Genomic DNA, 24,959 nt, shown 5'->3' on the forward strand with positions numbered 1-24,959 from the left:
TCCGTCCGATGTAGACGGAAATCGCCCGGCTGGGGATCCTAGCGGACCGATGCGCCGCTAGCGGGACACTTGCTTGCCGCGGTCGTGCGCCCAGCCCGCCAGCACGACTCCCACCGCCGCGAGCAGCAGGAACACGATCAGCCTGCCGCCCCACTCACCGGGTACCCAGTCGAAAGCCCCCCATAACTGGGTCGCGGAATGGTCGAACAGACTGCGGATGGCTGCCTGCGCGAAGACGGCGACGGCCACCATCCCGACGATCTGTGTCCCCAGCCAGCCACCCTTGCCCATGTTCCCCGCCTCCTGTTTTCCCTTGGTGGGCCCAGCATCTCCCCGGGCACACCGCGAGCACATCGGCATCGCGTCTCGCGTCGCGTTCGACCAAAGTCGATCCCGCCCGCGACCGAGGTCGGGGCAGGGATGGTCCTGTGTCCGGCTGCGCCGCTCCGGGCGGGTCGACCATGATGGGCGCGTGATCACCGACGCCGGCGCCCAGCCGTTCCTCCGTCCGTGGGGTCAGGCCTGGCGCCTGCTCGCCGCGGCCGCGCTGGGCGTGCTGCTCTGGATCATCACGGCGTCGCAGCTGCCGGTGGGCGCGTCGGGACCGAGGATCGAGTGGATGATCACCGGTGATCCGGCGCTGGCGGTCCTCTGCTTGATCGCCCTGCTGTGGCGCCGTCGGTTCCCCGTCACGGTCACGCTCGCGGTGATCCTCGCGTCGACGGCTTCGGTCCTGTCCGGTGGCGCGTCGTTGCTGGCGCTCTGTTCGCTGGCCGCCCGGCGTCGACCGGCGGAAACGACGGTCGCCGCAGTGTTGTCCGTGGTCACGGCGGTGCTGGGCAACGACCTCTACCCGCATCGTGAGACGCCGGGGCCGTTGTGGCTGGTGATCAGCCTCCCGACCCTGATGGTGGGCATCACGGTGGCCATCGGAGCGGCGATCGGCGCGCGCCGCGAGGAGGTGCGCTCCCTGCGGCAGCAGGTCGAAAGCGCGGAGCGGGAGCAGGCCGCCCGCGCGGCCGAGGCACGGATCGTGGAGCGCCACCGGATCGCCCGCGAGATGCACGACGTCCTCGCGCACCGGGTCTCGCTGGTCGCCATGCAGGCCGGGGTACTGGGGCACCGCCCGGACCTGCCGCCCGACCAGGTCGCGGAGCTGGCGCGCGGGATCGCCGACGGCTCGCACCAGGCGCTGGAGGAGCTGAGAGACGTCCTCGGTGTGCTGAGGGCGAGTCCGGACGAGCTGGAGCCGCCGCAACCCTCACTGGCCGAGCTGCCCGCTCTCGTCGCGGACGCGCGGGCGATGGGGCTGGACGTCACGTTGACGACCACGACGGCGGGTGAGCCGCCCGACGCGATCGCGAGGACCGTCTACCGGATCGTGCAGGAAGGGCTGACCAACGCGGGCAAACACGCGCCGGGAGCCAGGGTGACGGTCACCGTCGAGGGGAAGGCGGGCGACGGCTTGCGGGCGACGATCCGGGATTCCGGTGCGGCACGGAAGACCGCGGGCCCGCCGGCGTCGGGTTTCGGGTTGCTCGGCCTGTCCGAACGAGTGGATCTGGCAGGCGGCGAACTGGACCACCACGCGGACCCCGGTGGCGGGTTCGTCCTCGCCGCGCGGCTGCCGTGGCCGGTCCGCGAAGGGAGCGAGTGAATGGACAGCGAGCGGGTACGGGTCGTGCTCGTCGACGACGAGCATCTGGTGCGGATGGCGCTGCGGCTGATCGTCGACGGCGAACCCGACCTCGTCGTGGTCGGGGAGGCCGCCGACGGCGACACCGCGGTCACCGTGGTGGGGGAGCAGCGGCCCGACGTCGTCCTGATGGACGTCCGGATGCCCGGCCGTGACGGCCTGAGCGCGACCGAGGAGATCCTCCGGCTGCCGGAACCGCCGCGGGTCCTGGTGCTCACCACCTTCGACTCGGACGAGATGGTGCTGGGCGCGCTGCGCGTCGGCGCCCTCGGGTTCCTTCTCAAGGACACCCCGCCGCCGCGGATCCTGGCGGCGATCCGGACGGTCGCGACCGGCGAACCCGCGCTGTCGCCCGCCGCCACCGCACGACTAATCGCCGCGGCCACCGGTCCGCACTCCTCGGACGCGCGCCGGGCGTCCCGCGAGACGGCCGCCGGGCTGCTGGCCACCCTGACCGACCGCGAACGCGAGACCGCGGGTGCCATCGCCGAGGGGCTGTCCAACACCGACATCGCGCGGAGGCTCGACATCACCGTCGCGACGGTCAAGGCCCACACCAGCAGCATGCTCTCGAAACTGGGCGCCGAAAACCGGGTCCAGATCGCCCTGCTGGTCCGCGACGCGGAAAGCTGAAACTTTCTTCCGGCACGTTGTCGAATCCGCCGGTCCCCGCTCGACGCAGTGTCGAAAGCAGTTCGGAACCACCAAGGAGAAACCAGATGCGCACCCTGATCGCCACCGCGTTCGTTTCGCTCGACGGCGTCGTCGAAGGGCCCGGCGGGGAGCCCGGCTACCGCAACTCGGGCTGGACCTTCAACGGCATCGAGTTCGACGAAGCGGCCTACGAGCTCAAAGGCCGTGAGCAGGGCGAGGCCACGGCGATGATGATGGGCCGGGTCAGCTACCAGGCGTTCTCGCCGGTGTGGCCGGACATGACCGTCGAATTCGCCGGCTACAACGCGATGCCGAAGTACGTCGTGTCGACCACGCTCACCGACGAGGACCTCGTCGGCAACTGGGGCGAGACCACGATCCTGCGCTCGCTGGACGACGTCGCGAAGCTCAAGGAGACCGAAGGCGGGCCGATCATCCTCCACGGAAGCGCCGAGCTGAACCGGAACCTCTCCGACGCGGGCCTGATCGACCGCTACCACCTGTTGATGTTCCCGGTCCTGCTCGGCGCGGGCAAGAAGTTGTTCAGCGACACCGACAAGGACAAGCAGAGCCTCAAGCTCGTGGAGAGCGAGGCCTACGGCAACGGTGTCCAGAAGCTGGTCTACGACATCGTCCGATGATCGGACCCCGGGCCTGAACGGGCCGCGCGTCCTGCGATCATGATCCGCATGAACAAGCCTGTCTTCGTCCAGCCGAATCTCGACGGACCGGCGGTGGAGCTGGCCGGGGTCGAGGTGCACGTCGGCCGCGTGCCGCTGGTGTCGGACGTGGACTGGCGGGTGGACTACGGGCAGCGCTGGGTCGTCCTCGGCCGCAACGGCGCCGGGAAGTCGACGATTCTTTCGGTGGCCTCGACCCAGCGGTTCCCCAGCGCGGGCACGGCCGTCGTGCTCGGGCACCGCATGGGCGCGGTCGACCTGCGCGACGTCCGGACGCACCTCGGTTTCGTCGGGGCGAACCAGCGGCTGCCCGACGCGGAGAACCACGACGCGCACACCGTGGTGCTCACCGGGTTCAGCGGAAGCGTCCTCCCGCTGTGGGACCGCTACGACGACGCGATCCGGGACAGGGCGGCCAAACTGCTCGAACTGGTCGGCTGCACCGAACTGCGCGACCGGCCGGTGCGCGTGTGCTCGCAGGGTGAACGCGCCCGGGTCCGGCTCGCCAGGGCGCTGATGGCCGACCCGCTGCTGCTCCTGCTGGACGAGCCGTTCGCCGGTCTCGACCTGCCCGGCCGCGAGGATCTTCTGATGGCGCTGGAGAACCTGACGCTGGCCCAGCCGGAACTGGCGACGGTCACCGTGACGCATCACCTGGAGGAGATCCCGGCGACGGCCACGCACGCGCTCATGGTGCGCCGCGGCAAGGTCACCGGCGCGGGGCCGATCGACGAGGTCCTCACCGACGAGGGGCTTTCGGCCTGTTACGAACGGGACGTCGAGGTGCATCGCATCAACGGCCGCTGGGCCGCGCACGCGGTGCGACGTTCTTGAAGACGTCCGTCACTCCCAAGGGTTGCTTTCGGGGGATCAACATCATCTTCACGCATCTTCCGGGCGTGGGTGGGCATCTTTCCCAGTGAGTTCGATCAACGTGAATCGATCACCGAACGGGAGGAGATGTCATGAACGTCCAGGTGAAGCGAGCGGCCGCGGCGATGACCGTCGGGGGACTGGTGACGGGCGGGCTCCTGGTCGCGGGCGGCGTCGCCGGGGCGATGCCGAGCGACAAACTCTGCGGCGCGTCCGACGTCGAGGTGACCGTGACCCCGGATCCGTCGCACTCGACGGGCCACGAGGCTTACGTCCTCACCTACACCGCGACGTCGCCGACCACGAACTGCAAGCTCCAGGGCGCGCCGACCGCGCTGTCGTTCGTCTCGGACGGGCAGCCGGTCGACGACGTCGCCGTCGTGCCCGACGCCACCGCGGCGAACGCGGCACCGGTGAATCTCCGCGAGGGACACCCTGCCGTGTCGCGCATCGTGCAGGCCTCCGCCGAGGCGCCGAACCCGCGCACCCCGACGACGATCACCTTCGACCTGCCGACCGGGCCGGATGGCGTTCCCGTCGTCGCGAGCTGGCCCACCGGTGAGCCGCTGAAGGGCGCCACCGTCCAGGTCACCGCCGTCACCGCCTGAATCCCGCCGAACGAGGAGGAAACCATGTCCGGCAAACAGATCAAGCGTGTTTCCCTCGGCGTCGCGGTGCTGACCGGAACGCTCGCGCTGACTGCGGTCGTCCCGGCCCAAGCCGCCACGGAGCGGTGCGGGACGGAGGATCTCGCGGTCTCGCTGGGGCAGCCGAAACAGCTCGAAGAGGCGACAGGTCAGTACGACGTCCCGTTGACGTTCAAGAACATCTCGTCGCGCGCCTGCGGTCTGCACGGGGTACCCGGCGTCGACCTGCTCGGACCGGACGATCCGAACGGACCCGTCTACCACCTGCCGCGCGTGGACGACGGTGTGCGCGTCAACGAGGTCCCGCCGGGATCGACGGCGACCGCAACCGTCACCGTGCTGTCCCGGACGGAGGGCTCGGCCGGCAGCGGTGGCTCCGCCTCCTGGACGCCTTCGAAGCTGGTGACGATCCCGCCGGGACAGAGTGAGGCGCTGAGCGTGGACTGGCCGTCCGACCTGCCGGTGCTCCGTCAGGACGCTGCCACGCGTCCGGGCAGCTGGGTCAACGGAATCCTCGCCGACCCGTTGGCGAGCTGACGCGGGTCAGGCCGGAGGGCAGGGCCAGGCCAGCCGGACCATGGTGCCGGTGGGCGTGCTCGTCACCGAGGCTTCCGGCGCGAAAGCGCGGATGATCGGCAGACCACGCCCACCGTCCGGCCGCCTGCCGTCCCGCCAGCGTCCCTCGTCGGCGACGGTGATCTTGATGTAGCCGTCTTCGTGGGTGGCGGTGATGGTCATGACGTTGTCGTCGGTGCCGTCCGGGTAAGCGTGCTTGACCACGTTCGTCATCGCTTCGTAGGCGGTGAGCTTGAGATCCTCGGCCAGTTCCCGGGGGAGGCCGCGTTCGAGCGCCCAGCTCGCCAGACGGTCCCGCAACGCGGCTGCCTGGGCGGGCACGGCGGCGACCGCCAGGACCAGCTCGTCGGCGCCTGTAGGCCTGTCGCGCACCGGCTCGTCGATCGGCATCACGGAGCACTCCTCCTAGTCCGCCGCGGTCGAAGACCGCCGGATCCATGGACAAGGCTAAGGCACCGCCGGAATCGGGACGCGAGTGCCGCGCGGAGGTGCGGCGCCATCCGATATGTTCGGGAGACTCGGTGTACCGATCGTGAGGGGTGGATGACGGTGACGAGTGGAGATGGCGACGACCGCGAAGTTCCGTTCTCGGTGTCCGTCGCCAGGCCCGATGGCGCCGCGGTGGTCATCGCGGTGGCGGGCGAAATCGACCTGACGACGTCCGAGGACCTCAAGGAGACGGTCGAGGAGGCGCTGGAACCCGCGCCCGGCAAACTCGTCGTCGACCTCGAAGGCGTGGAGTTCTGCGATTCCACCGGGCTGGCGACCTTGGTCAGGATCAACGACCGGTGCACCACGCAGGGCGTCGACCTGAGTTTCCTGCCGTCGCCCACGATCCGGCGATTGGCGCTGAAGACGGGGCTTTCCACGCTTCTGCCGCTCGCCGGATCCTGACCGCCGGATCAGTGGTTCGGCGCCGGGAAGGCGTGCGGGACTTCGCGGATCGCGCTGTCGAGGTAGCGGTACACGGGGATGTGGGCCTCGACGCCGAACAGGTGCAGCAGCCGTAGGACAGGCCGGGTGTCGGCGACGACGCCGGTGGTGCGGCGTTCGACGTGGGCGCGGGCTGCTGCGGACTCGATGACCCGCAGCCCGGCGACGCCGAGGAAGCTGACCTCGGTGAGGTCGAGCACCGTCGCGGCGGGAAGGCCGTCCCGGAGCGCGTGCTCGAGCCGTCCGGCGGTGGCTAGGTCGACCTCACCCACCGCGGAAACGACGAGCAGATCTTCACTCCATCGGGTTCTTTGGATCCGGAGAAGGTTCTCCACCGACGGGCGCTGTTGAGGAACGGCGGGGTGGATGACGGTGCGGAGGGCGGGGCCGTCGCGGCTGCCTCGTGTGAACGGAATACGGTCGGTCATGATGCTGGTCTCCCGGATAGCCGGGGACGAGACGGACAACGGGTAAGCCTGCACAACGGCTGCGCAAGTCAACTCGCCGCCGCGTCGCCCTGGTATGTCGCCCTGTGAAAGCAGCGGGGCCGCGGACATGCGGGTCGTTCGCGCGGGCTGGTGGACTCAACCTCACGTACTCCTCACCGTACGCTGCTCACTTCTCCTGGCAAGAGCGCGTACGGGATTCACGCTCACGCATGATCACTCGTCCAGGGCCTTTTCCCAGGTGAGGCCCCGGCACTCCACTGGGCGCGACACGCCGATCGCTAGGGTCGGCGCGAGTCGACTTCCGTCGTGTCTTCCCGTTCTCTTCTCGAGGCCTTCCACGCGGCCAGGACGCACAGGAGCGCCGCCACGAAACCGGCCGCGGTGAGGGTTCCGGCCCAGACGGCGCCGGTGCTGGCGAGAAGGTAAAGCTGGATCACGGCGGTGCACGTGTAGACGACCGCCAGTCCCAGCCACAGCCGTTGCGTCATCATCTCCCGTCTCCGTTCGCCTGGTACGGGAGGTCAATCGCGGCGAGGCGGGATCGGGTTACAGGTTGTTCGAAAGCGGTGGTTTCCTGGTGGCAGGCCGGGTTCCGTCCAGGTGTTCGTGAGTTTGCCCGTCGGGCGGGCCGGTGTCGCCGGGCGACGTTGTGACAGCCGCTGCGCCAGTTCCCGCCAGACCACCCGACTCGGTGCTTTCGGGGCCGTGCCGAGGGGCGCGGTGTCCGTGAAGGCCTCCTTCACTACCTTCAGGGCCAGGGTTTCGGCAAAGTCGCGTAAGCGGGTGTCGTGAGTGACGGGGGAGGATTCCGGCCGTTGAGTGTCCGGAATCCTCCCCCGTCACCGGTCGCGCCTGCCACGACCTTGATCAGCGGAGGATCCGGGACGTTGAGCGTCCCGGATCCTCCGTTGATCAAGGTCCGAGACCGTGCGTCCCCGGGCGACAATGAAGGAATTGGGACGTTCAACGTCCCAATTCCTTCATCGTCGCGCTCTGTCAGCCGCGGAACCACCACGTACGCCCGGTCAGGCGTGGGTAGGTAAACACCGGTCCGCTCTAACCCGAAACGCCACTCACGACCACGCGGGCCGCTCTGCGTGTGGGTGGTGTCGGGATCGCGCCGGTCCGGCGGCCAGGGGCATTCAAGGGACTCAGCGCGCCGCGTCGCGAAAGCCACTTTCGCAACCTTCAACGTTGCGAAAGTGGCTTTCACAACCTCCTTGACCAGCACAGAAGCGACTTTGCCGCGGCCCTGACCGGCTCCGCGCCGAAGGCCCTCCGGGCCTCAAGAACCGGCCACCCGGAAGAAGTCCACCAGCCCGTCGCCGGACCGGGAACTCCGCCGCCGCTCCCACCAGGTCCGGAACGGTGTGGACGCCATCGCGTGCTGCGTGTAGGACGTCATCATCGCGCGGTACACGTTCTCCGCCTGGTCCCACGTCAGCCGCTCCTTGCGCCACGCCAGTACCAGCCGCATCCGCATGGGGTCGCCCTTGAGCGGCCGGACGACCATGCCCGGCAGCTCCGGTGCGGTGGGTTCCACGAGCTGGACCGCCTGTCCGGCGGCGATCAGGGTCCGCCCGCCGCCGTTGGGGCATTCGAAGCGGATCCGCGGGGTGAACCCGGCGCGATGCGTCGCCGCGCGCAGTGACGTCAGCGAGCCGTCTTCGGGGCCCGGCGGTCCGATCCACGCTTCGTCCGCGAGCTCGGCGAGGTCGACCTCGAAGCCGTCGGCGAGCCGGTGCCGGGCGGGAAGGCCGATGAAGACCGGCACCCACGAGAACAGCACCCGATGCCCCAAATGCTTCGCCAGCGGCACTTCCTGGTCGTCGGACATGGCGATGACGGCGATGTCGAGGGTCGCGCGGGCCAGCGCCTGCGCCAGCACCGCGCTCGACGGTTCCAGATGGACGGTCACGTCCAGGCCCGGCAGCGCGTCGTCCAGCTGCTCGACGAAGGTCGGCAGACAGTCCATTTGGGACGATCCCAGCCGGACCGGGCCGTCGCCCAGCGCGCCGAGGAGATCGCTTTCGAACCGGTCGAATTCCACGAGCAGGGTCAGCGCGCGGCGCAGCGTCTGCTCGCCGAACGGAGTCGGCGTCACCCCCGTGTGGCTGCGGACGAACAGCGGCGCGCCGATCTGCCGTTCGAGCCGCTGGAGCAGCGAGGTCAGCGACGGCTGTGACATGCCCAGCGCGGCGGCCGCCTGCGAGAGGCTGCCCGCCTCGGCGATGGCGCAGATCGCCCGCAGGTGCCGGATCTCCAGGGCCATAGGCGGAGTCTATCGCCGCCGGTCATTACGTCCCGGCCGTTCGCGGTGTGAAGGTGCGACCACGACCGTGTCTACCTGAAGGGGGAGCCGATGACCGGCGACCGAACCCGGCCGGATCTGCGCGCGCTGCTGGCCGCCAAAGGGTTCCGGAACTGGATCAGCGACGGCTGGGAGCCCGCCGACACCACCGTCGACGTGCCGGCCGGGACCGCCGAGGCCGCCGCCGCGCATCGCGGCAGACTGTCGGCGGAACTGCCCGGTCAGCGGATCGCGCTCGCCGCCGGACGGGCCGTCGTGCGGTCCAACGACACCTACCACGGCTTCCGCGCCGACAGCGACTTCGTCTGGCTCACCGGCTGCCAGCGCGAGGGCGCGATCCTGGTGCTGACCCCGGCGGGGGACAGCCACCACGCCACGCTGTACGTCCCGCGCCCGGCCGAGCCGGACGAGCCCGACTTCGTGGGCGACGCCGACACCAGCCCGCTGTGGGTCGGCACCGCCGCCGGGCCCGCCGCGTACGGGGACACGCTCGGTATCGAATGCCGTCCGCTGGAGGACCTCCCGCACGGCTTGCGGGGGCGGAACCCTAGTTTCCTGGTCGGCGCCGGGGTCGATCCCGCGCTGGACGCGTACGGCTTCGGCCACAGCGAACGGCTCCGGACGGTTCTCGCGGACCTGCGCCGGATCAAGGACGACTGGGAGATCGGCCAGTTGCGCGACGCCGTCGACGCCACCGCGCTCGGGTTCGCCGACGTGCTGGCCGCGTTGCCGGAGGCGGTCCGCGGCGGCGGTGAACGCTGGCTGCAGGGCACTTTCGACCGGCGCGCCCGCACCGAGGGCACCGGCCCCGGTTACGCCTCCATCGTGGCGGCCGGGCCGCACGCGCCGATCCTGCACTGGACGCGTTGCGACGGGCAGGTGACCGAGGACAGCCTCCTGCTGCTCGACGCGGGAGTCGAGCTGGATTCCTTGTACACGGCGGACATCACCCGCACGTTCCCGGTCGGCGGGGAGTTCACGACGGCCCAGCGCGACGTCTACGACCTGGTGTACAAGGCACATCTCGCGGCACTGGCGGAGGTGCGGCCAGGGCAGGACTTCGCCGCCTTCCAGACGACCGCGCTGGGCGTGCTGGCGTCGGGGTTGCACGATTGGGGTCTTCTCCCGGTGTCGGTGGACGAAGCGCTGTCGCCGGACGGGCAGCAGCACCGGCGGTACATCGTCTGCGGGACCGGTCATTTCCTCGGGCTGGACGTCCACGACTGCGCCTCCGCGAGTCCCGCGGCCTACCGTCAGGGAACGCTCGCCGAGGGCATGGCGCTGGCGGTGGAACCGGGTCTGTACTTCCACGCCGGTGACCGCACGGTGCCGCCGGAACTGCGCGGCCTCGGCGTCCGCATCGAGGACAACGTCGTGGTCACCGGATCGGGGCACGAACTGCTTTCCTCGGCCTTCCCCTCGACCGCCGACGAGATCACCGCCTGGGTCCAGGCCGCGAGAGGCTGAAGGACGCTTTCCCCATGTCCGACGCGGTGAAGGGGACTTTCCCTGCATGACATGCGGGGAAAGTCCCCTTCAGCCCCGTCAGTACGAGATGGTGTGCCCGGCGAGGATCCGCTCGGCCGCGCCGGTCGTGGAGAGCCCGGCGGCGGGCCGGTCTTCGGTGAAGTACTCACGGAAGTCCTGGCTGAAGTCGCGGGTCATCAGCGCGATCGTGCGGTTCCAGTTCCCGCCGTCCGGCCCGCCGGTCGCCCACAGGTCCAGCAGCGACGAGCCGACCCGGCCCTGCACGGTGTCGCCGGCGTCCCAGCCGGGTGTCGAAGCGTCGTTCCGGAAACTGTAGGAGCCACCGTTGTCGTAGACGTAGCGGTAATCGCCGAGGGCGTAGGCGGCGACGGCGTCGGCGAACCCTTCGGTCCACGCGCACGACTCCGAACTGTGCTTCTCGATGTAGTGCGGGTTGCAGTTGTCGACCACGGGGAAACCTCGCCCGTAGAGCTGCCATTGCAGCCAGTGCCCGGCCTCGTGGAGTACGAGATGCTTCGAGTCCGGCATCGTCGCGCCGAGGAAGACGTAGTTCGTGTTCGGGTAGTCCCAATAGCCTCCGTCGGCGACCTTCGGATCCCAGACGAAGGTGATCTGGTCGCACCGGCCGTCGGACTGCCGGGCGGTCCAGCAGGACGAAACGGGGTTCGCACGCTTCCAGTAGAGGACGTTGAGCGTGTCCACCACCTTCCACGCGCGCTGCAGCGTGGAAGGCACCTTCACCGTGCCGAGGTCCTGGGTGCCGGACACGTTCGTGCGGCGGGCCGAGTCGAAGGTGTAGTCGGTGGTGTTGTTCGCGGCCTTGACGACCCGCCACATCGAGGTGCTGCTCGACCGGAACCGGACGTAGGCCTCGGCCAGGGAAGCGTTGTGGCAGGCGGTGAACCGGCCGTCGGACGCGCCGGTGATTCCCGCGGCGAGTCTGCTCGCCGCGCCGGAGCCGGTGCGCCCCCACAGTTCCCAGTTCGCGTTCCGCGCCACTTGCGTGCGCACGGGTTTGCTCGTCCCGGCTTCGGCGTCGAGATGGTCGAAGGCGAGTGTGCCGGTGAGACAGGCGTTCGCGGCCGCCGTCGCCGGTGTGGTGGCCGCGAAGGCGGTCAGCCCGAGGGTGGTGATGAGCACCGCGCCGAACGCTCGAAGCCGTCGGCCCGTGGATCTGCGGATCAGCTGCACGGGAATCTCCTCGCTGGAGGGAACGACGGTGCGCCCGTGACCCTGTGTCGACGGTGACACACCGGTTGGTGAACGAGTTTCATCGCGGCCTGAGCCGCCCACCATCGCGTCGGCCCATCGGCCGCGGCTATGCCCTCCCCGGGAGAAGGCGTGTCATGATGTCCGCGAGCTCGATCGGCAAAGCGAACGATTCGCCCTCCGGTCGTACGGTCTGACGAACGACAGGGGATAAGCGGTGGAGGACGAGACGCCCTCGATCCGGGACATGCTGGCGGTCAACCTGCGGGCGGCCAGGGCGGCGCGGGGGATCTCGCTGTCGGAGCTGTCGCGGCGGTCGGGCATCGGCAAGGCGACGCTGTCGCAACTGGAGTCCGGCGGCGGGAATCCGACCATCGAGACCGTCTTCAGCCTGTCCCGGGTGCTGGAGGTGGCGATCTCCGACCTGCTCGACCGTCGGGCCGGTGGCGCGCTCACCGTGGTGCGCGGCGCCGACGTCGAGGTGCTCAGCGGCGAGGGTGTCGATCTCCGGCCGCTGCGGCGGATCGAGACCGGTGACGGTGTCTTCGAGGTGTACGACCAGGTGGTGCGCGGTGACGCGCCGCAGCGCTCGCAGGGGCACGTGGGAGTCGAGCACACCGTCGTGCAGTCCGGCTCGCTGCGCGTCGAGGTGGCGGGCCGGACCGTCGAGGTCGGCCCGGGGGACTACGTCGCCTTCGACGCCCGTGAGCCGCATTGCTACACCGCCCCGGAGGGGCCGGTGCACTCGGTCCTGCTCTTGCAGTACCGCGCCGACGAGCGGCTCGACGGCAGGCCGCATCCGGTACTGAAGGGCTGACCGCTCCCGAGGTATTGACACTTCTCCGGGGCGGAACCTACCCTCCGATCGTTCGCTTTACCGAACGCTGGAGGGTCGATGAACCGAACGCGCGTGGTGGTACTCGGCGCCGGTATCGTCGGCGCCGCGTGCGCCCGTGAGCTGAGCCGGGCGGGCTTCGACGTCGTGGTCGTGGATCGTGGCCGTCCCGCCGGGGGAACCACCTCGCACGGCGAGGGCAACATCCTCGTCTCCGACAAGGGACCCGGCCCCGAGCTCGAACTCGCGAAGCTGTCGACAGGGCTCTGGCCCCGGGTGGTCGCCGAGATCGCCGACGAGGACGCGCGCGCAGCTTCGGGGATCGAGTACGACCCCAAGGGCGGCATCGTGGTCGCCACCACGGACGACGGCGCCCGGGCTCTCACGGCGTTCGCCACGTCGCAATCCGGCGTCCGCGCGGAACCGTTGTCCCTCAAGGAACTCGCCGAAGCCGAACCCGCGCTGACCCGCGAGGTGACCGCCGCGTTCCACTACCCGGAGGACGCGCAGGTCCAGCCCGCGGGCGCGGCGCTGGCCCTGCTGGGATCCGCGTTGCGCCACGGCGCCCGGCTGCGGTCCGGCGTGGAGGTCGTCGGCGCGTCCGTCCACAAGGGACGGATCACCGGCGTCCGCGTGCCCGGCGAGGTCATCGAGGCCGACGTCGTCGTGAACGCGGCGGGCCCGTGGGCCGGCCAGGTGTCGGCGCGACTCGGCGCTCCGATCGCGATCCGCCCGCGTCGGGGCGAGGTACTGGTGACCACGCCGATGACCGGTGTCGTCCGGCACAAGGTCTACGACGCCGATTACGTCGGCGCGGTCGGTGCGGATTCGGGAGAACTGCAGACCTCCGCCGTCGTCGAATCGACCTGGGGCGGCACCGTGCTGATCGGTTCGTCACGCCGCCGGGTGGATTTCGACGACGCGATCCGCCCGGACGTGCTGAGCGCCATCGCGGTCAAGGCCCTGCGGTTGTTCCCGGCGCTCGCCGACGTCGCGGTGATGCGGGCCTACGGCGGATTCCGGCCCTACGTCGACGACCACCTGCCGGTCCTCGGTGAGGATCCGCGGCTGGGCAACCTCTGGCACGCCACCGGGCACGAAGGCGCCGGTATCGGGCTGAGCGTCGGCACCGCGCTGTTGCTGCGCGAGCTGCTCACCGGGACGGAACCCGCGATGCCGGTCGACGAATTCACCGTCGACCGTCCGGCGGTACTGGCGGGAGCGGCCGCATGAGCGACCGGCCGATCCGGATCACCATCGACGGCGAAACGCTGACCGGGATCGACGGCCAGAGCGTGGCGGGCGTGCTGCTCGCCGCCGGACGTATCTCTTGGCGCACCACGCGTTCCGGCGCACCGCGTGGCGTGTTCTGCGGGATCGGCGCGTGTTTCGACTGCCTGCTCACGGTCAACGACGTGCCCGACGTCCGCGCGTGCCGGCGTCCGGCCGTCGACGGCGACGAGATCCGCACCCAGACCCGGGAGGAGCACGCGTGAGCCGGCACGTGGTGATCGTCGGCGCCGGGCCCGCCGGGCTCGCGGCCCTCGAACACGCCCTGCGGGCCGGTGCCCGCGTCACGGTGCTGGACCAGGCGGAATCGCCCGGCGGCCAGTACCACCGCATGCCGCTGGGGGCTGACGCGACACGGCGACAGGGGTTCGATCGCCGCCTGCTCGCGCATCCCCGGTGCCAGTGGTGGCCAGGGTCCACCGTCTGGGCGTTCGACCGGGTGGAAAGCCGCCTGCACCTCCTGCGAGGACAGTCCGACGGTGGCGGACGTCGACGGCTGACCCTGGTTCCCGACGCGCTGGTCCTCGCGACCGGCGCGCACGATCGCACCCTGCCGTTCCCCGGCTGGGAATTGCCCGGCGTGTACACCGCGGGCGCGGCGCAAGCGCTGGCGAAGGGGGAGCGGGTCGCGATCGGCGAACGGGTCCTCGTCGCCGGTGCCGGGCCGTTCTTGCTGCCGGTCGCGGAATCGCTGCTGCGTGTCGGGGCCGAGGTGGTCGCGGTCCTCGAGGCGAACCCGTTCGCGACCGTCCGAAAAGGATGGTCGTCGCGTCCGTGGCGCCTGGCCGCCCATGTCGGCAAGGCGGGGGAGCTGGCGCGTTACGCCGCGACGCTGGCCCGCCATCGCGTCCCGTACCGGCCGGGCCGCGCCGTGATCGAAGCACGCGGCACGGACCGGGTCCGCGAGGTCGTGACCGCGAAGGTCCGCGCGGACTGGTCGATCGTCCCCGGCACCGAACGAACGCACGAGGTCGACGCGGTCTGCGTCGGTCACGGCTTCGTCCCGCAGCCGGAGCTGGCCGTCGCCGCGGGCTGCGTCCTGGACGGTGGATTCGTGCGGGTCGATCGCACCCAACAGACCACAGTGGACGGTGTGTTCGCCGCGGGTGAGATCACCGGAATCGGCGGCGCGATCACCGCCGCGGCGGAGGGGGCGGTGGCGGGATGCGCCGCCGCCGGGGCGGAGCCCGCACCGGCCTTGATCCGTGCGCGCGACCGCGCTCGCGCCTTCGCCGAACGCCTCGCCACGGCTCATCCGATCGGATCGGCCTGGCGAGGCTGGTTGCGGGAAGAAACGATCGTCTGCCGTTGCGAGGAAACGACTTACGGCGAATTGACGCGTGCGGCCGGGGACCCGGCCTGCCCCGGCTCGCACGCCCTGAAACTCGGCACCCGGGCAGGCCTCGGCCCATGCCAGGGCCGGATGTGCGGCCCTACCGTGTCCGAACTCTGCGGTGGTACCGAGCGGCACCACCGCCCCGTCGTCCAGCCGATCCGGCTCGGCGAGCTCGCCGCCCGAACCGAAGGAGAACCTGAATGAGCACCCGCGATCTCGGTGGCGTCGTCGTCGCGACCGCCCTCCCGTACCGGGCGGACGAGAAGGCGCCCGCCGGGCTGGCCGTGGACTACGACGCCTACGCCGCGCACTGCCGCTGGCTGATCGACAACGGCTGCCGGGGTGTCGGCCCGAACGGTTCCCTCGGCGAGTACTCCTCGCTGACCGACGAGGAACGCCGCCGCGTCGCCCGCACCGCGATCGAGACCGTCGGCGCGGACGGGATCGTCGTCGTCGGTGTGCACGGTCCCGGCTCGCATCAGGCCAGGCACTGGGCGGAGGTCGCGGCCGAGGACGGCGCCGGCGGCCTGCTCTGCCTGCCGCCCACGATGTACCGCGCGAACCGCGGCGAGGTGCTCGCGCACTTCGAGGCGGTGGCGTCGGTCGGCCTGCCGGTGATGGTCTACAACAACCCGATCGACACCAAGGTCGACCTCACGCCCGCCTTGCTGGCCGAAATCGCGGAGATCGACAACGTGGTCGCGGTCAAGGAGTTCTCCGGTGACGTCCGGCGGGTGCTGGAGATCCGCGAGCAGGCACCGGGTCTCGATGTGATCAGCGGCGCCGACGACGTCGTGCTGGAAAGCCTGCTGATGGGCGCGACGGGCTGGTTCGCCGGCTTCCCCAACGTGTTTCCGGCCGAGTCGGTGCGCCTGTTCGAACTGGCGCGATCCGGCAAGCTCGACGAGGCCAGGGCGCTCTACGAACCACTGGTGGCCGCGTTCCGCTGGGACTCGCGCACCGAGTTCGTCCAGGCGATCAAGCTCGGGATGGACCTCGTCGGCCGCTACGGCGGTCCGTGCCGTCCGCCCCGGGGGCCGCTGACCGGCGAACACCATGAGCGGGTCACCGCCGACATGCGCCGCGCTCTCGCCTCGCTGGGGGTGGAGTAGATGAGGTCGATCCGGTCGATCACCGCCGTCGACTCGCATACCGAGGGCATGCCGACGCGGGTGGTGACCGGCGGGGTCGGCGTCATCCCCGGTGACACCATGGCGGAACGCCGCCGGTACTTCATGGAACATCTGGACCACCTGCGGCGGTTCCTGATGAACGAGCCGCGCGGGCATTCCGCGATGAGCGGCGCGATCCTGCAGCCGCCGACGCGCCCGGACGCCGACTGGGGCGTGGTGTACATCGAGGTGTCGGGCTGCCTGCCGATGTGCGGGCACGGCACGATCGGCGTGGCGACCGTACTGGTGGAGACCGGCATGGTCGAGGTGACCGAACCGAAGACCGTGGTGCGCCTGGACACCCCGGCCGGGCTCGTGCACGCCGAGGTCGACGTCCGGGACGGCCGGGCGGAACGCGTCAAGCTCCGCAACGTCGCCTCGTTCCTCGCCGAACGCGATGCCGTCGTCGAGGTGCCGGGGCTCGGCGAGGTGCGCTACGACCTGGCCTACGGCGGTAACTTCTACGCCATCCTCGAACTGTCCCAAGTGGACATCCCGTTCGATCGGGCGGAGAAGGACCGGATCCTTTCAACGGGGCTGGACATCATGGCGGCGATCAACGACCAGCGCCCGCCGAAGCATCCGGCCGACCCGCTGATCGGCGGCTGCAAACACGTCCAGTTCCTGGCCCCGGGTTCGGACGCCCGTACCTCGCGGAACGCGATGGCGATCCACCCCGGCTGGTTCGACCGGTCGCCGTGCGGCACCGGCACCTCGGCCCGGATGGCCCAGCTGCACGCCCGCGGGGAGCTGCCGCTGCACACGCCGTTCGAGAACAGCTCGTTCATCGGGACCACGTTCACCGGCGAACTGGTCGCCGAGACCACCGTCGGCGGGGTCCCCGCCGTGGTGCCGGAGTTCTCCGGTCGCGCGTGGATCACCGGCAACGCCACCTACCTGCTGGACCCGGACGACCCGTTCCCCGCCGGCTTCGTCCTCTGACCCGCATTTCGTCCTCTGAATGCGATCCTTGCACGCGCAAGTACCGCATTCAGAGGACGAAACGCGTCAGGCGGAGACCACGGTCCCGGCCTGGATGACGTGCCGGAACTTCTCCGGCTCGGCGAGGACGCCGATGTCTTCCAGCGGGTCCCGGTCCACGACGAGCAGATCCGCGTGCGCGCCGGGGTCCAGGGTGCCGATCTCGCCGGTCAGGTTCAGCAGGTCCGCCGCCGTCGACGTCGCGGAGCGGACGACCTCCAGCGGTGACTGGACCTCGCCGCGCAGCCGGAACTCGTGGTTCTGGTGCCGGTGCATCCCGCCGAGCAGGTCGGTGCCGTACACCAGCTTCACGCCGCCGCGCGCGGCTCGCTCCAAAGCGGCCAAGCCCGCCCCGAGGACCTCGTCGACCTTGCGCCAGCTGGATTCCGGCAGCCCGTGCTCGCGCCCTTCCTCCTTCAGCGCCCAGTACGTGACCAGAGTGGGCACGAGGTACGCGTCGTGCCGGAGGAACAGTTCGACACTGAGGTCGTCGATCAGGTTGCCGTGCTCGATCGACCGGACGCCCAGTTCCAGCGCCCGGTTCACCGCGCGGGCGGTGTAGGCGTGCGCGGCGACGTAGCGGTTGGCCGACTCCGCCTCCTCGACGATCGCGCGCAGTTCCTCGGCGGAGTACTGCGTCGAGTCGATCCGGTCGGTGGGGGAGGCGACGCCGCCCGAAGCCATCACCTTGATGTGGTGCGCGCCCTTGCGCAGTTCGTCGCGCGCCGCCGCGCGGACCGCGTCGACACCGTCGGCGACCCGGCCGAGACCCGCGCAGCACGGATGGTCTTCGCTGACGTGGGCGCCGCGGGTGCGGCTGTCGCCGTGCCCGCCGGTCTGGCTGAGCGCCCGCCCGCAGAACAGCAGGCGCGGGCCGCGGAATAGGCCCTCGGCCTGCGCGTCGGCGAGGCCGTAGTCGGCGCCGGAGGCGTCCCGGACCGTGGTGAAGCCCCGGTCCAGCATCCGGCTCATGGTGCGAGCGCTGTGCGCGGTCACGTAGGTCGGCGACGACGCGGGAAGCGAGCCCAGATCCGCGGTCGACGCGGTCACGTGCACGTGGGCGTCGACGAGACCGGGCAGCACGAACGCGCCGCGCAGGTCTTCGGTCCGCGCGTCGTCCGCGCTGAGACCGGGGCCGATCTCGACGATCCGGCCGTCGGCGCACCGGAGGTCTCCCTCGGTGTACTCGCCCTTGAGCGGGTCTAGCAGACGGGCGTTGCGCAGCAGCAGCGATCCGGTCATCGGGTTTCCTCCAGGAGTTCGCGCAGGGCCGGGACCGCCAACGGTGCCAGAGATCGGGCCGCCGCGACGGAATCGTCGTCGTAGCGGCCTTCGGCGTCGAGGATGTTGAGGACACCGAGGGTGCGGCCGTCGTCCACCACCGGCACGTTGATCACCGCGCCGCAGCCGAGCCTGTCGATGAGCTCGTGGTCGGCGAAGATCTCCCGCACGGCCGCGCTGTCCGGGCCGAAATAGGGTTCCTGCCCGGTGACGCACCGCTCCAGCCAGCCCGCCGCCACCTCGACGGTCTTCTCGCCACCGACCGGGTACTCCGCCGGGTGACTGCTGTGCACCCGCCGCAGCGCTCGCCGTTCGGGCACCCAGGCCAGCACGGTGAACAGCCGTACGCCGATGGTGGCCCGGGTCTTGTCCTCCACGGTGGACAGTGACACGGTCACTTCGTCATCTCCTTCGCGGTTTCCACGGGCTTGCCGTGTTCGGTCAGTTCTTCCAGGGAACGGCCGGCGGTGGACAGGCCGAACACGACCACGCACACCACCCCGGCCGCCAGGACTGCGGTGGTCAGGCCGAAGACGCCGGCGAAGCCGAGGCTCGCCGCCGACAGGCCGATGATCGTCGGGGCCAGGATGCTGCCGACCCGGCCGAACGCGCTGGACAGCCCGGTCCCGCTGGCGCGGATCCAGGTCGGGAACACCTCGGGGGTGTAGGAGTACACGCCGGCGTAGGTGCCGTTGAGGAAGAACGACAGCACCGCCCCGGCGAGGGTGATCGACCACGGCGCGTCCATCTGGCTCAGCCAGAACGCGCTCACCGCCGAACCCGCGAGGTACAGCGCGATGGTGTGCTTGCGGTCGAGCCGTTCCGAAAGCCACGCCGCGGAGAAGTACCCGGGGATCTGCGCCAGATAGATGATGATCGAGAACTCGAAGCTCTTGGTCACGGTGATGCCGCGTTCGACGAGCAGCGTCGGGATCCAGGAGAAGAAACCGTAGTAGGAGAACGTGATCACGAACCACACGGTCCAGATCACCGCGGTGCGGCGCGCCATCGCGGGGCTCCACAGGAACTTCAGCGCGCTGAAGAGGTTGACCTTGGGGGTTTCGGTCGCGGGCTGGGCTTCGGCCTCGGGGACGGCCGGGAGTGCCTGCCCGGTCGCCTTTTCGACGTCCCGCTCCAGTTTCGAGACGATCTTCTCGGCCTCGGCGTGCCGTCCGTTCGCGACCAGGAACCTCGGTGACTCCGGCAGCGATCGGCGCCACCACAGCAGCATGACGATCGGCAGCGCGGTGATGAGCTGCGCGACCCGCCAGCCTTCCGGCACCGTCGGGACTACGAACCGTCCGATGAGCGCAGCCATGACGAACCCGAACGAGAAGAACCCGGCGAGCGCGCCGACGAACCAGCCGCGGCGTTTGGCCGGGACGAACTCCGACAGGAACGGCGCGATGATCGCGCTTTCGGCGCCCGCGCCCGCCCCGGCCAGCACCCGGGCGCCCAGGAAGATCTCGTAGTTGGGGGAGAAGGCGGCGAGGACGGAGAACACCGCGTAGAAGGCCAGCGCGTACATCATGACCTTCTTGCGGCCGATGCGGTCGCCCAGCAGGCCGGCGGCGATCGCGCCGAAGAGGAAGCCGAACGGCGTCGCCGAACCGATCAGCCCGAGCTGCCCGTTGTCGAGGCCCCAGGCCGCTTTCGCGCTCGGCAGGAGGAAGGCGACCACGGCGGAGTCCATGCCGTCGAAGGTGTAGCCGAGCCCGCCGATGAGCAGGAGTTTGTAATGGGGACGGCTCAGCGGGAGCCGGTCCAGTCGTGCCAGAAGCGTCATGGGGAACGCCTTCCGTGGTTCGGGCGACGAGGAGTGCGGACAACGTATACTGCGTTTCGACAAAACTGCAATGGTTGTTGCAAGTGGTCCGATGGGCACGATGCGTTACCGTGACGCGGTCGAGGGAGGGCGTGCGTGACAGAGACGGGAATCGACGACGGATTCGAGGCGTGGCTTCGGGAACGGACGCCGGAACGCGGCCTGCGGCCGAAGTCGGCCGCGGTGCTCGAAGTGCTGGTCTCGCAACCGCGGCGGGCGTCGTTCGGCTCGACGGCCGAGCTCGCCCAGCTCGCCGGGGTCAACGTCGCCACGGTCACCCGCACCGCGCAGGCGCTCGGGTTCGCCGGTTGGCCCGCGCTGCAACAGGAATTGCGGGCGCGGTACATGTCGTCGCTGAGCGCGCCGCAGGTGGCCGAGGAGCACCGGGACGTCGACTCTCCCGGGTCGGCGTCGCTGCGCCGTGACCTCGACAGCCTCGCTCTGCTCAACCGGCGGTTCGCCGAGGACGAGATCCGCAACGTCGCGGAGGCCGTCGCCGCCGCGCGCCGGACGCTCGTCATCGCCGATGGCAGTTACGCCGCCGTCGGGATCGCCTTCGCGCACAACGCCCGGCTCGCCGGTTACGACGTCCACGCGATCACCGCCGGAGACGCCGAACTCGCCAACGCCACGGCGAAACTCTCCGCCGAAGACGTGCTCATCGCGATCAGTTTCTGGCGGCTGTACGAAAGCACCGTGCTCGCGGCGAACGAGGCCAAAGCCAGGGGAGCCCGCGCCTTCGCCATCACCGACGCCGCCAGTCCCGCGCTCGCGGGCGCCGTCGAACAGGTGCTGATGGTGCCGGCCGAGGGCGTGACCTTCTTCCCGTCGCTGACCGCGGGTATGAGCCTGGTCCAGGCGATCGTCGCGCAGCTCGCCGCCGTCGATCCGGTTCTTACCGGGGAATCCATCGAAGCGGCCGAGGCCATGTGGTCGCGGTTCGATCTGCTGCACCGCCGTCCAGGGGCAGCCGAACGGTCTGTGTCGAAAAGGCCGACCGGTCGAGGCGTCTCCGCCGGATGACCGATCCGCCGGCCCCGGTCGGCGGGTGATCCTGGTTCCAGGCCGCCGGAACAGGTGGCACGGGGACGAGGAGGCAGACATGACGATCTTCGCGACTTTGGGCGCTTACGCCGGGTTCGCACTGCTGGTGCTGATGGCGGCGACCCCGCTGCTGGTCGAACTCGACCAGCGTTTCCCGGTCGCCCGTCAGGCCAAGGCCGCCAAAGCGGCCGAACGGGAACACCGGGTGCCCGCCGGACTCGCTTCGGCGTGACGCAGAGCACAGATCGTCGCGTGGGGCTACCTCACGTGAGTGATTCCGAACCTGTGAAGTCGTAACTTTGTGTCGCGCTATGGAACGCTGAGTGACGTGACCGTGGATCTCTGCAGCAACGCCCAACCCGCCGACGCCTTCGCGGAATTCCGGAGGAACGTCGACGACCTGGCCCAGGCGTACATCGACGCCTGCCGTCAGGGCCGCGCTCCGGGCGACGCCACTCTCGACCTCCTGCAACAGGTTCACCGCGAGGACCGGAACTGGGTCGTCGTCCATCTGACTTTCGCCATCGCCGCTCTCGCGCATCAGCGAGCTCTGGCCGAAACCGTCACCCGGCCAGGTGGCGTAACGGGTGCTCCGGAGCGAGCGTTGTTAGCTTCCGCGAGTGACTGATCCGACCATCTCCGCGGTCATCGCGGTGTTCGCGGGTTTCGTGCTCGCGGGCCTCCTGGCCGTCCCGTATGTCGCCGCGAGCTACCGGCGACGCGGTGAACTCGGGTTCTGGCGGGTTCTGCTGGTCTTCGGTTTCCTGGTCTACGTCATGTCCTTGTGGACGTACACGCTCTTGCCCATTCCGGAGACGACGGCGTCGTGGTGCGCCGGGCACGCGTCCAGTCACCTGCAACCGCGCCCGTTCCAGTTCGTCGCCGACATCCACCGCGAACAGGCCGGGGCCGGTCTCCGGGCGTTCCTGCGCAATCCCGCCGTCCAGCAGGCGGTGTTCAACATCGCGCTCTTCGTGCCACTGGGCATGTTCGTCCGCCATCTCTTCCGCCGGGGCTTCCTCACCACCGTCGCCATCGGGTTCGCGGTCTCGCTGTTCATCGAAGTCACCCAGCTCACCGGCGTCTGGTTCCTGTTCGAGTGCCCGTACCGGCTGGCCGACGTCGACGACCTGCTGATGAACACCCTCGGCGCCGCCGTCGGCTTCGGACTCGCCCCCTTGCTGCGGTTGCTGCCGGGGAACGAGCCGTCCGCGCCGCCGGGAGCGCCCCGGCCGGTCACCGCGCGCCGCCGTCTGCTCGGGATGGCCGTCGACGTGGTCTCGGTCGTCCTGCTCGGCACGACCGTCGGGATCGTGACGACCTTGCTGGCGGGCGAACCGAACACCGTGGTCACCGCGCTGATCGGCACCCTGTCGCCGGCTCTGCTCCTCCTCTTCGTCATCCCTGTCGCGGGCAACGGCGCCAGCTTCGGCCAGCGGGTCGTCCTGCTGCGCCCCGCCGGACCGGACGGCGGGAAACCCGCCCTGTGGCGGATGATCGTGCGGTTCTTGACCGGCTCCGGCGGCTATTTCACCCTGCTCACCCTGGCATCGGTGGTGAACGGCGGGTTCGAGCCGCTGGCGAACCTGTTGTTCTTCGTCAGCGGCATCCTCGCGATCCGGCCGCAAGGCCACAAAGGACTGTCCGGGCTCGTCGCCGGGCTGCGGATGGTCGACGCGCGCGCGATCGACGTCTCGGAGAAGCCGTCCGCCTCCGTCGACGTTCACAGTGGTGCCGGTCAGGACGGGGATGGCCGACGTTCTTGAGGGGTAAGGCCGGTTTGGCGTGTCCGGGGGTCGCTGGGTGCCGGCGTCGGGGACCGCAAGACCTGTGGTGAAGGGGACTTTCCGCGCGTGCGATGAGGGGAAAGCTCCCTTCGCCTCACCTTCACGGACTTGTCACCTGGCAGGACACCTGTGCCGAACGGTTCAAGAGAAACCTTGCCGAGGCGATTTCTTTCGGCTTGTCTCGCCTGACTGGGCGCCGGTTCTGAAGGGTGCGAAGGTGGCTTTCGCGACACCTCCTGCTCGCGGCTGGAACGTCCGCGCGGGCGTTCCAGCCGCTTCTGCCGTCGGCCACACGATCGGGTCGATCCTGCCGATCGCGCGAGTCATTCCGCCTGGCAGCGGGCCCGGACCGGAACACTCCGCGCGGTGAACGTGGAGTCGATGGACGACGTGGCCGACTGCCTGCTCTCGGTGGCCTGGAACATCTTCCCGTTGATGGGGAAACCTCCCGCGAGTCCGGGGAACCGGACGGAGGAGATCCGGACGCTCCTCGTCGACGCGTGTCACGACGCCGGGATGCGGGCCCGCGAATGGGCGGCGGCGCACGGAGCGGGAACCGAGGAAGATCGCCTTCCCTTCCTGCGGCTGGCGGAGATCGGGACGGACGCGAACCTGTTCCTGGGCATGGTTTCCGGCACGCTGGTGGCGGACGGCGAACGGGTCCGGCGCCGGTGGGCCGAGATCGAGGAACTCGTCCACGAGGCGGACGAACTCGCCGGACGGGTCAAGGGGCGGCCGAGGGATCGGCCGCCCCTCCCGGCGGGGTGATCAGTCCTTTTCCAGCGTCAGGTCGTAGCGGTTGAGCACCTCCTTGACGGGCTGGAAGAAGGTGGTGCCGCCCGAGCGGCAGTCACCGGAACCACCCGAGGTCATACCCTGCGCCTGCACCAGCTTCGTGCCGGAACCCGACGACGGACGGCTGACGAACGAGCCGCCGGAGTCACCCGGTTCGGCGCACGCGTCCGTCTGAGTCAGTCCCCGGACGACGTTCCCGTTGCCGTAGTTCACCGTCTGGTCCAGCGCTTCGACCCGTCCGCACTGCCAGTGGGTGGTGATCCCGGAGCGGCAGATCCGCCCGCCGACGCCGACGACGTCCGCGCCTTCGATCCGCACATCGTTACCGTCCTCGTACCGGTCGACCCGGGGCGGGGTGTCCACGTCGGAGTGGGTCACCTTGACGGTCCCGTAGTCGTTACCCGGGAAGGACGACTTCGCGACCTTGCCGATCGTGCCGTCGACGCCGTGCACGGTGCCGCCGAGTTCGGTGCAGTGCCCCGCGGTGATCACGTAGCGGTCGTCGTCGTCATAGGCGTTGAACCCGACCGAACACGCGCCGCCGCTGAAGTAGAGACCCTGTCCGCCGATCACGTCCCACAGCGGTCGTGGCGCGCTCTTCACCTGCTCCACCCGGACCGGGACTCCGGCGGAGGCGGCCCACGCCCGGCCGGTGGCGTCGCCGCCCACCACGCTGACGACGACGTCGTTGGCCACGACGTCGATGTACCAGCCCGCGACCGAGCCGGGCAGGCTCACGGTTCTGTTGTCCAATGTGGACTGAATATGCTTCAGTTCGGCCGTACTGTGCCGCAGCACCTTCGGGACGGCGCCCGCCGCCCGGATCCTCGCCGACTGGGCAGCGTCGGTGGTGCCGACGACCAGTTCGCCGGTCGCCGTGTCCAGCCAGGACCCGGCGAACGCGGCGCCGAGCGACGTACCGAGTTTCTGCTGTGCGGCGGCCAGGGTGGCCGGACCCGCCGCTTCGTTCAGCGCCGGGGACGCCGAAGCCGGGGTCGCGAACGCGGTGACGGCTGCCGCGGCTCCGATCAGGACGGTGAAGGTGCGCAGAGGACGTCGTATCACGAAAACCTCCAGATATCGCGGGAATGCTTCGC

29 protein-coding genes are annotated in these 24,959 nt (G+C 70.0%); 19 read left to right on the forward strand and 10 right to left on the reverse strand.

What is annotated here, in order from left to right:
• Positions 1-57: 57 nt before the first annotated feature.
• The gene (locus CFP71_RS16840) at positions 58-291 is read right to left on the reverse strand and encodes a hypothetical protein (protein WP_093934802.1); all 234 of its coding nucleotides are present in this window, start codon (positions 289-291) and stop codon (positions 58-60) included.
• 181 nt (positions 292-472) lie between these two features.
• On the opposite strand from CFP71_RS16840, the gene CFP71_RS16845 reads away from it, so the two are divergent.
• The 6 genes from CFP71_RS16845 (at position 473) to CFP71_RS16870 (ending at position 5,087) form a co-directional block, all read left to right on the forward strand.
• The gene (locus CFP71_RS16845) at positions 473-1,657 is read left to right on the forward strand and encodes a sensor histidine kinase (protein ID WP_093934803.1); all 1,185 of its coding nucleotides are present in this window, start codon (positions 473-475) and stop codon (positions 1,655-1,657) included.
• The gene (locus CFP71_RS16850) at positions 1,658-2,329 is read left to right on the forward strand and encodes a response regulator (RefSeq protein ID WP_093934804.1); all 672 of its coding nucleotides are present in this window, start codon (positions 1,658-1,660) and stop codon (positions 2,327-2,329) included.
• An 86-nt stretch (positions 2,330-2,415) separates the two neighbouring features.
• A complete protein-coding gene (locus CFP71_RS16855; RefSeq protein ID WP_093934805.1) occupies positions 2,416-2,991 on the forward strand; it encodes a dihydrofolate reductase family protein in 576 nt (191 codons plus the stop codon).
• Positions 2,992-3,039: 48 nt separating this feature from the next.
• Positions 3,040-3,864 (forward strand): ABC transporter ATP-binding protein, encoded by an 825-nt coding sequence (locus CFP71_RS16860; RefSeq protein WP_093934842.1) that lies wholly within the window; start codon positions 3,040-3,042, stop codon positions 3,862-3,864.
• A gap of 131 nt (positions 3,865-3,995) precedes the next feature.
• Positions 3,996-4,511: a DUF4232 domain-containing protein gene (locus CFP71_RS16865; RefSeq protein WP_093934806.1), complete on the forward strand. Its 516-nt coding sequence runs from the start codon at positions 3,996-3,998 to the stop codon at positions 4,509-4,511.
• 24 nt (positions 4,512-4,535) lie between these two features.
• Positions 4,536-5,087: a DUF4232 domain-containing protein gene (locus tag CFP71_RS16870; protein WP_093934807.1), complete on the forward strand. Its 552-nt coding sequence runs from the start codon at positions 4,536-4,538 to the stop codon at positions 5,085-5,087.
• 6 nt (positions 5,088-5,093) lie between these two features.
• Here CFP71_RS16870 and CFP71_RS16875 read toward each other — a convergent pair whose 3' ends face one another.
• The gene (locus tag CFP71_RS16875; RefSeq protein ID WP_093934808.1) at positions 5,094-5,516 is read right to left on the reverse strand and encodes an ATP-binding protein; all 423 of its coding nucleotides are present in this window, start codon (positions 5,514-5,516) and stop codon (positions 5,094-5,096) included.
• 153 nt (positions 5,517-5,669) lie between these two features.
• Here CFP71_RS16875 and CFP71_RS16880 point away from each other — a divergent pair, with 153 nt between their 5' ends.
• Positions 5,670-6,020 (forward strand): STAS domain-containing protein, encoded by a 351-nt coding sequence (locus CFP71_RS16880; RefSeq protein WP_093934809.1) that lies wholly within the window; start codon positions 5,670-5,672, stop codon positions 6,018-6,020.
• 8 nt (positions 6,021-6,028) lie between these two features.
• Here CFP71_RS16880 and CFP71_RS16885 read toward each other — a convergent pair whose 3' ends face one another.
• The 3 genes from CFP71_RS16885 to CFP71_RS16895 all read right to left on the reverse strand — a co-directional run bounded on the left by CFP71_RS16885 (position 6,029) and on the right by CFP71_RS16895 (position 8,780).
• Complete coding sequence (locus CFP71_RS16885; protein WP_093934810.1) at positions 6,029-6,487, reverse strand: STAS domain-containing protein; 459 nt, start codon at positions 6,485-6,487, stop codon at positions 6,029-6,031.
• Between the two features lie 299 nt (positions 6,488-6,786).
• Positions 6,787-6,999, reverse strand: a complete 213-nt coding sequence (locus CFP71_RS16890) for a hypothetical protein (RefSeq protein WP_093934811.1) — start codon at positions 6,997-6,999, stop codon at positions 6,787-6,789.
• A gap of 794 nt (positions 7,000-7,793) precedes the next feature.
• Positions 7,794-8,780: a LysR family transcriptional regulator gene (locus CFP71_RS16895; RefSeq protein ID WP_093934812.1), complete on the reverse strand. Its 987-nt coding sequence runs from the start codon at positions 8,778-8,780 to the stop codon at positions 7,794-7,796.
• A 90-nt stretch (positions 8,781-8,870) separates the two neighbouring features.
• Here CFP71_RS16895 and CFP71_RS16900 point away from each other — a divergent pair, with 90 nt between their 5' ends.
• A complete protein-coding gene (locus CFP71_RS16900) occupies positions 8,871-10,286 on the forward strand; it encodes an aminopeptidase P family protein (protein WP_093934813.1) in 1,416 nt (471 codons plus the stop codon).
• A gap of 78 nt (positions 10,287-10,364) precedes the next feature.
• Here CFP71_RS16900 and CFP71_RS16905 read toward each other — a convergent pair whose 3' ends face one another.
• Positions 10,365-11,498 carry a metalloprotease gene (locus CFP71_RS16905; protein WP_093934814.1) on the reverse strand — a complete coding sequence of 378 codons (1,134 nt, stop codon included), beginning with the start codon at positions 11,496-11,498 and terminating at the stop codon, positions 10,365-10,367.
• A gap of 235 nt (positions 11,499-11,733) precedes the next feature.
• Between CFP71_RS16905 and CFP71_RS16910 the strand changes: the two genes are divergently transcribed.
• The 6 genes from CFP71_RS16910 to CFP71_RS16935 all read left to right on the forward strand — a co-directional run bounded on the left by CFP71_RS16910 (position 11,734) and on the right by CFP71_RS16935 (position 17,091).
• Positions 11,734-12,333: a helix-turn-helix domain-containing protein gene (locus tag CFP71_RS16910; RefSeq protein WP_167406156.1), complete on the forward strand. Its 600-nt coding sequence runs from the start codon at positions 11,734-11,736 to the stop codon at positions 12,331-12,333.
• 78 nt (positions 12,334-12,411) lie between these two features.
• Complete coding sequence (locus tag CFP71_RS16915; RefSeq protein WP_093934815.1) at positions 12,412-13,584, forward strand: NAD(P)/FAD-dependent oxidoreductase; 1,173 nt, start codon at positions 12,412-12,414, stop codon at positions 13,582-13,584.
• Positions 13,581-13,847: a (2Fe-2S)-binding protein gene (locus CFP71_RS16920; protein ID WP_093934816.1), complete on the forward strand. Its 267-nt coding sequence runs from the start codon at positions 13,581-13,583 to the stop codon at positions 13,845-13,847. Before CFP71_RS16915 ends, CFP71_RS16920 begins: the two co-directional genes overlap by 4 nt.
• Complete coding sequence (locus CFP71_RS16925) at positions 13,844-15,181, forward strand: FAD/NAD(P)-dependent oxidoreductase (RefSeq protein WP_093934817.1); 1,338 nt, start codon at positions 13,844-13,846, stop codon at positions 15,179-15,181. The genes CFP71_RS16920 and CFP71_RS16925 overlap by 4 nt, the downstream gene beginning before the upstream one ends.
• Positions 15,178-16,089, forward strand: coding sequence for a dihydrodipicolinate synthase family protein (locus CFP71_RS16930; RefSeq protein WP_093934818.1), 912 nt, complete (start codon positions 15,178-15,180; stop codon positions 16,087-16,089). The genes CFP71_RS16925 and CFP71_RS16930 overlap by 4 nt, the downstream gene beginning before the upstream one ends.
• Entirely contained in the window at positions 16,090-17,091 is a 1,002-nt protein-coding gene (locus CFP71_RS16935) for a proline racemase family protein (RefSeq protein WP_093934819.1), read from the forward strand.
• Between the two features lie 66 nt (positions 17,092-17,157).
• Here CFP71_RS16935 and CFP71_RS16940 read toward each other — a convergent pair whose 3' ends face one another.
• From CFP71_RS16940 to CFP71_RS16950, 3 genes are read right to left on the reverse strand one after another with little or no spacing between them, the layout of a single operon-like run.
• Positions 17,158-18,372 (reverse strand): metal-dependent hydrolase family protein, encoded by a 1,215-nt coding sequence (locus CFP71_RS16940; RefSeq protein ID WP_093934820.1) that lies wholly within the window; start codon positions 18,370-18,372, stop codon positions 17,158-17,160.
• Entirely contained in the window at positions 18,369-18,809 is a 441-nt protein-coding gene (locus CFP71_RS16945; protein ID WP_093934821.1) for a GAF domain-containing protein, read from the reverse strand. Before CFP71_RS16945 ends, CFP71_RS16940 begins: the two co-directional genes overlap by 4 nt.
• Positions 18,806-20,197, reverse strand: a complete 1,392-nt coding sequence (locus CFP71_RS16950; RefSeq protein ID WP_093934822.1) for an MFS transporter — start codon at positions 20,195-20,197, stop codon at positions 18,806-18,808. Before CFP71_RS16950 ends, CFP71_RS16945 begins: the two co-directional genes overlap by 4 nt.
• Before the next feature lie 135 nt (positions 20,198-20,332).
• Here CFP71_RS16950 and CFP71_RS16955 point away from each other — a divergent pair, with 135 nt between their 5' ends.
• The 5 genes from CFP71_RS16955 (at position 20,333) to CFP71_RS16970 (ending at position 23,835) form a co-directional block, all read left to right on the forward strand.
• Positions 20,333-21,259: a MurR/RpiR family transcriptional regulator gene (locus CFP71_RS16955; protein WP_093934823.1), complete on the forward strand. Its 927-nt coding sequence runs from the start codon at positions 20,333-20,335 to the stop codon at positions 21,257-21,259.
• A 79-nt stretch (positions 21,260-21,338) separates the two neighbouring features.
• Entirely contained in the window at positions 21,339-21,512 is a 174-nt protein-coding gene (locus CFP71_RS44190; RefSeq protein ID WP_167406155.1) for a hypothetical protein, read from the forward strand.
• Positions 21,513-21,608: 96 nt separating this feature from the next.
• Complete coding sequence (locus CFP71_RS16960; protein WP_093934824.1) at positions 21,609-21,908, forward strand: hypothetical protein; 300 nt, start codon at positions 21,609-21,611, stop codon at positions 21,906-21,908.
• Positions 21,901-23,046: a VanZ family protein gene (locus CFP71_RS16965; RefSeq protein WP_093934825.1), complete on the forward strand. Its 1,146-nt coding sequence runs from the start codon at positions 21,901-21,903 to the stop codon at positions 23,044-23,046. Before CFP71_RS16960 ends, CFP71_RS16965 begins: the two co-directional genes overlap by 8 nt.
• A 387-nt stretch (positions 23,047-23,433) precedes the next feature.
• A complete protein-coding gene (locus CFP71_RS16970; RefSeq protein ID WP_093934826.1) occupies positions 23,434-23,835 on the forward strand; it encodes a hypothetical protein in 402 nt (133 codons plus the stop codon).
• Here CFP71_RS16970 and CFP71_RS16975 read toward each other — a convergent pair whose 3' ends face one another.
• Complete coding sequence (locus CFP71_RS16975) at positions 23,836-24,927, reverse strand: S1 family peptidase (protein ID WP_093934827.1); 1,092 nt, start codon at positions 24,925-24,927, stop codon at positions 23,836-23,838.
• Positions 24,928-24,959: the final 32 nt, after the last annotated feature.

The sequence above is a fragment of the Amycolatopsis thailandensis genome (genome assembly GCF_002234405.1).
GTDB classification, from domain to species: Bacteria; Actinomycetota; Actinomycetes; order Mycobacteriales; family Pseudonocardiaceae; genus Amycolatopsis; species Amycolatopsis thailandensis.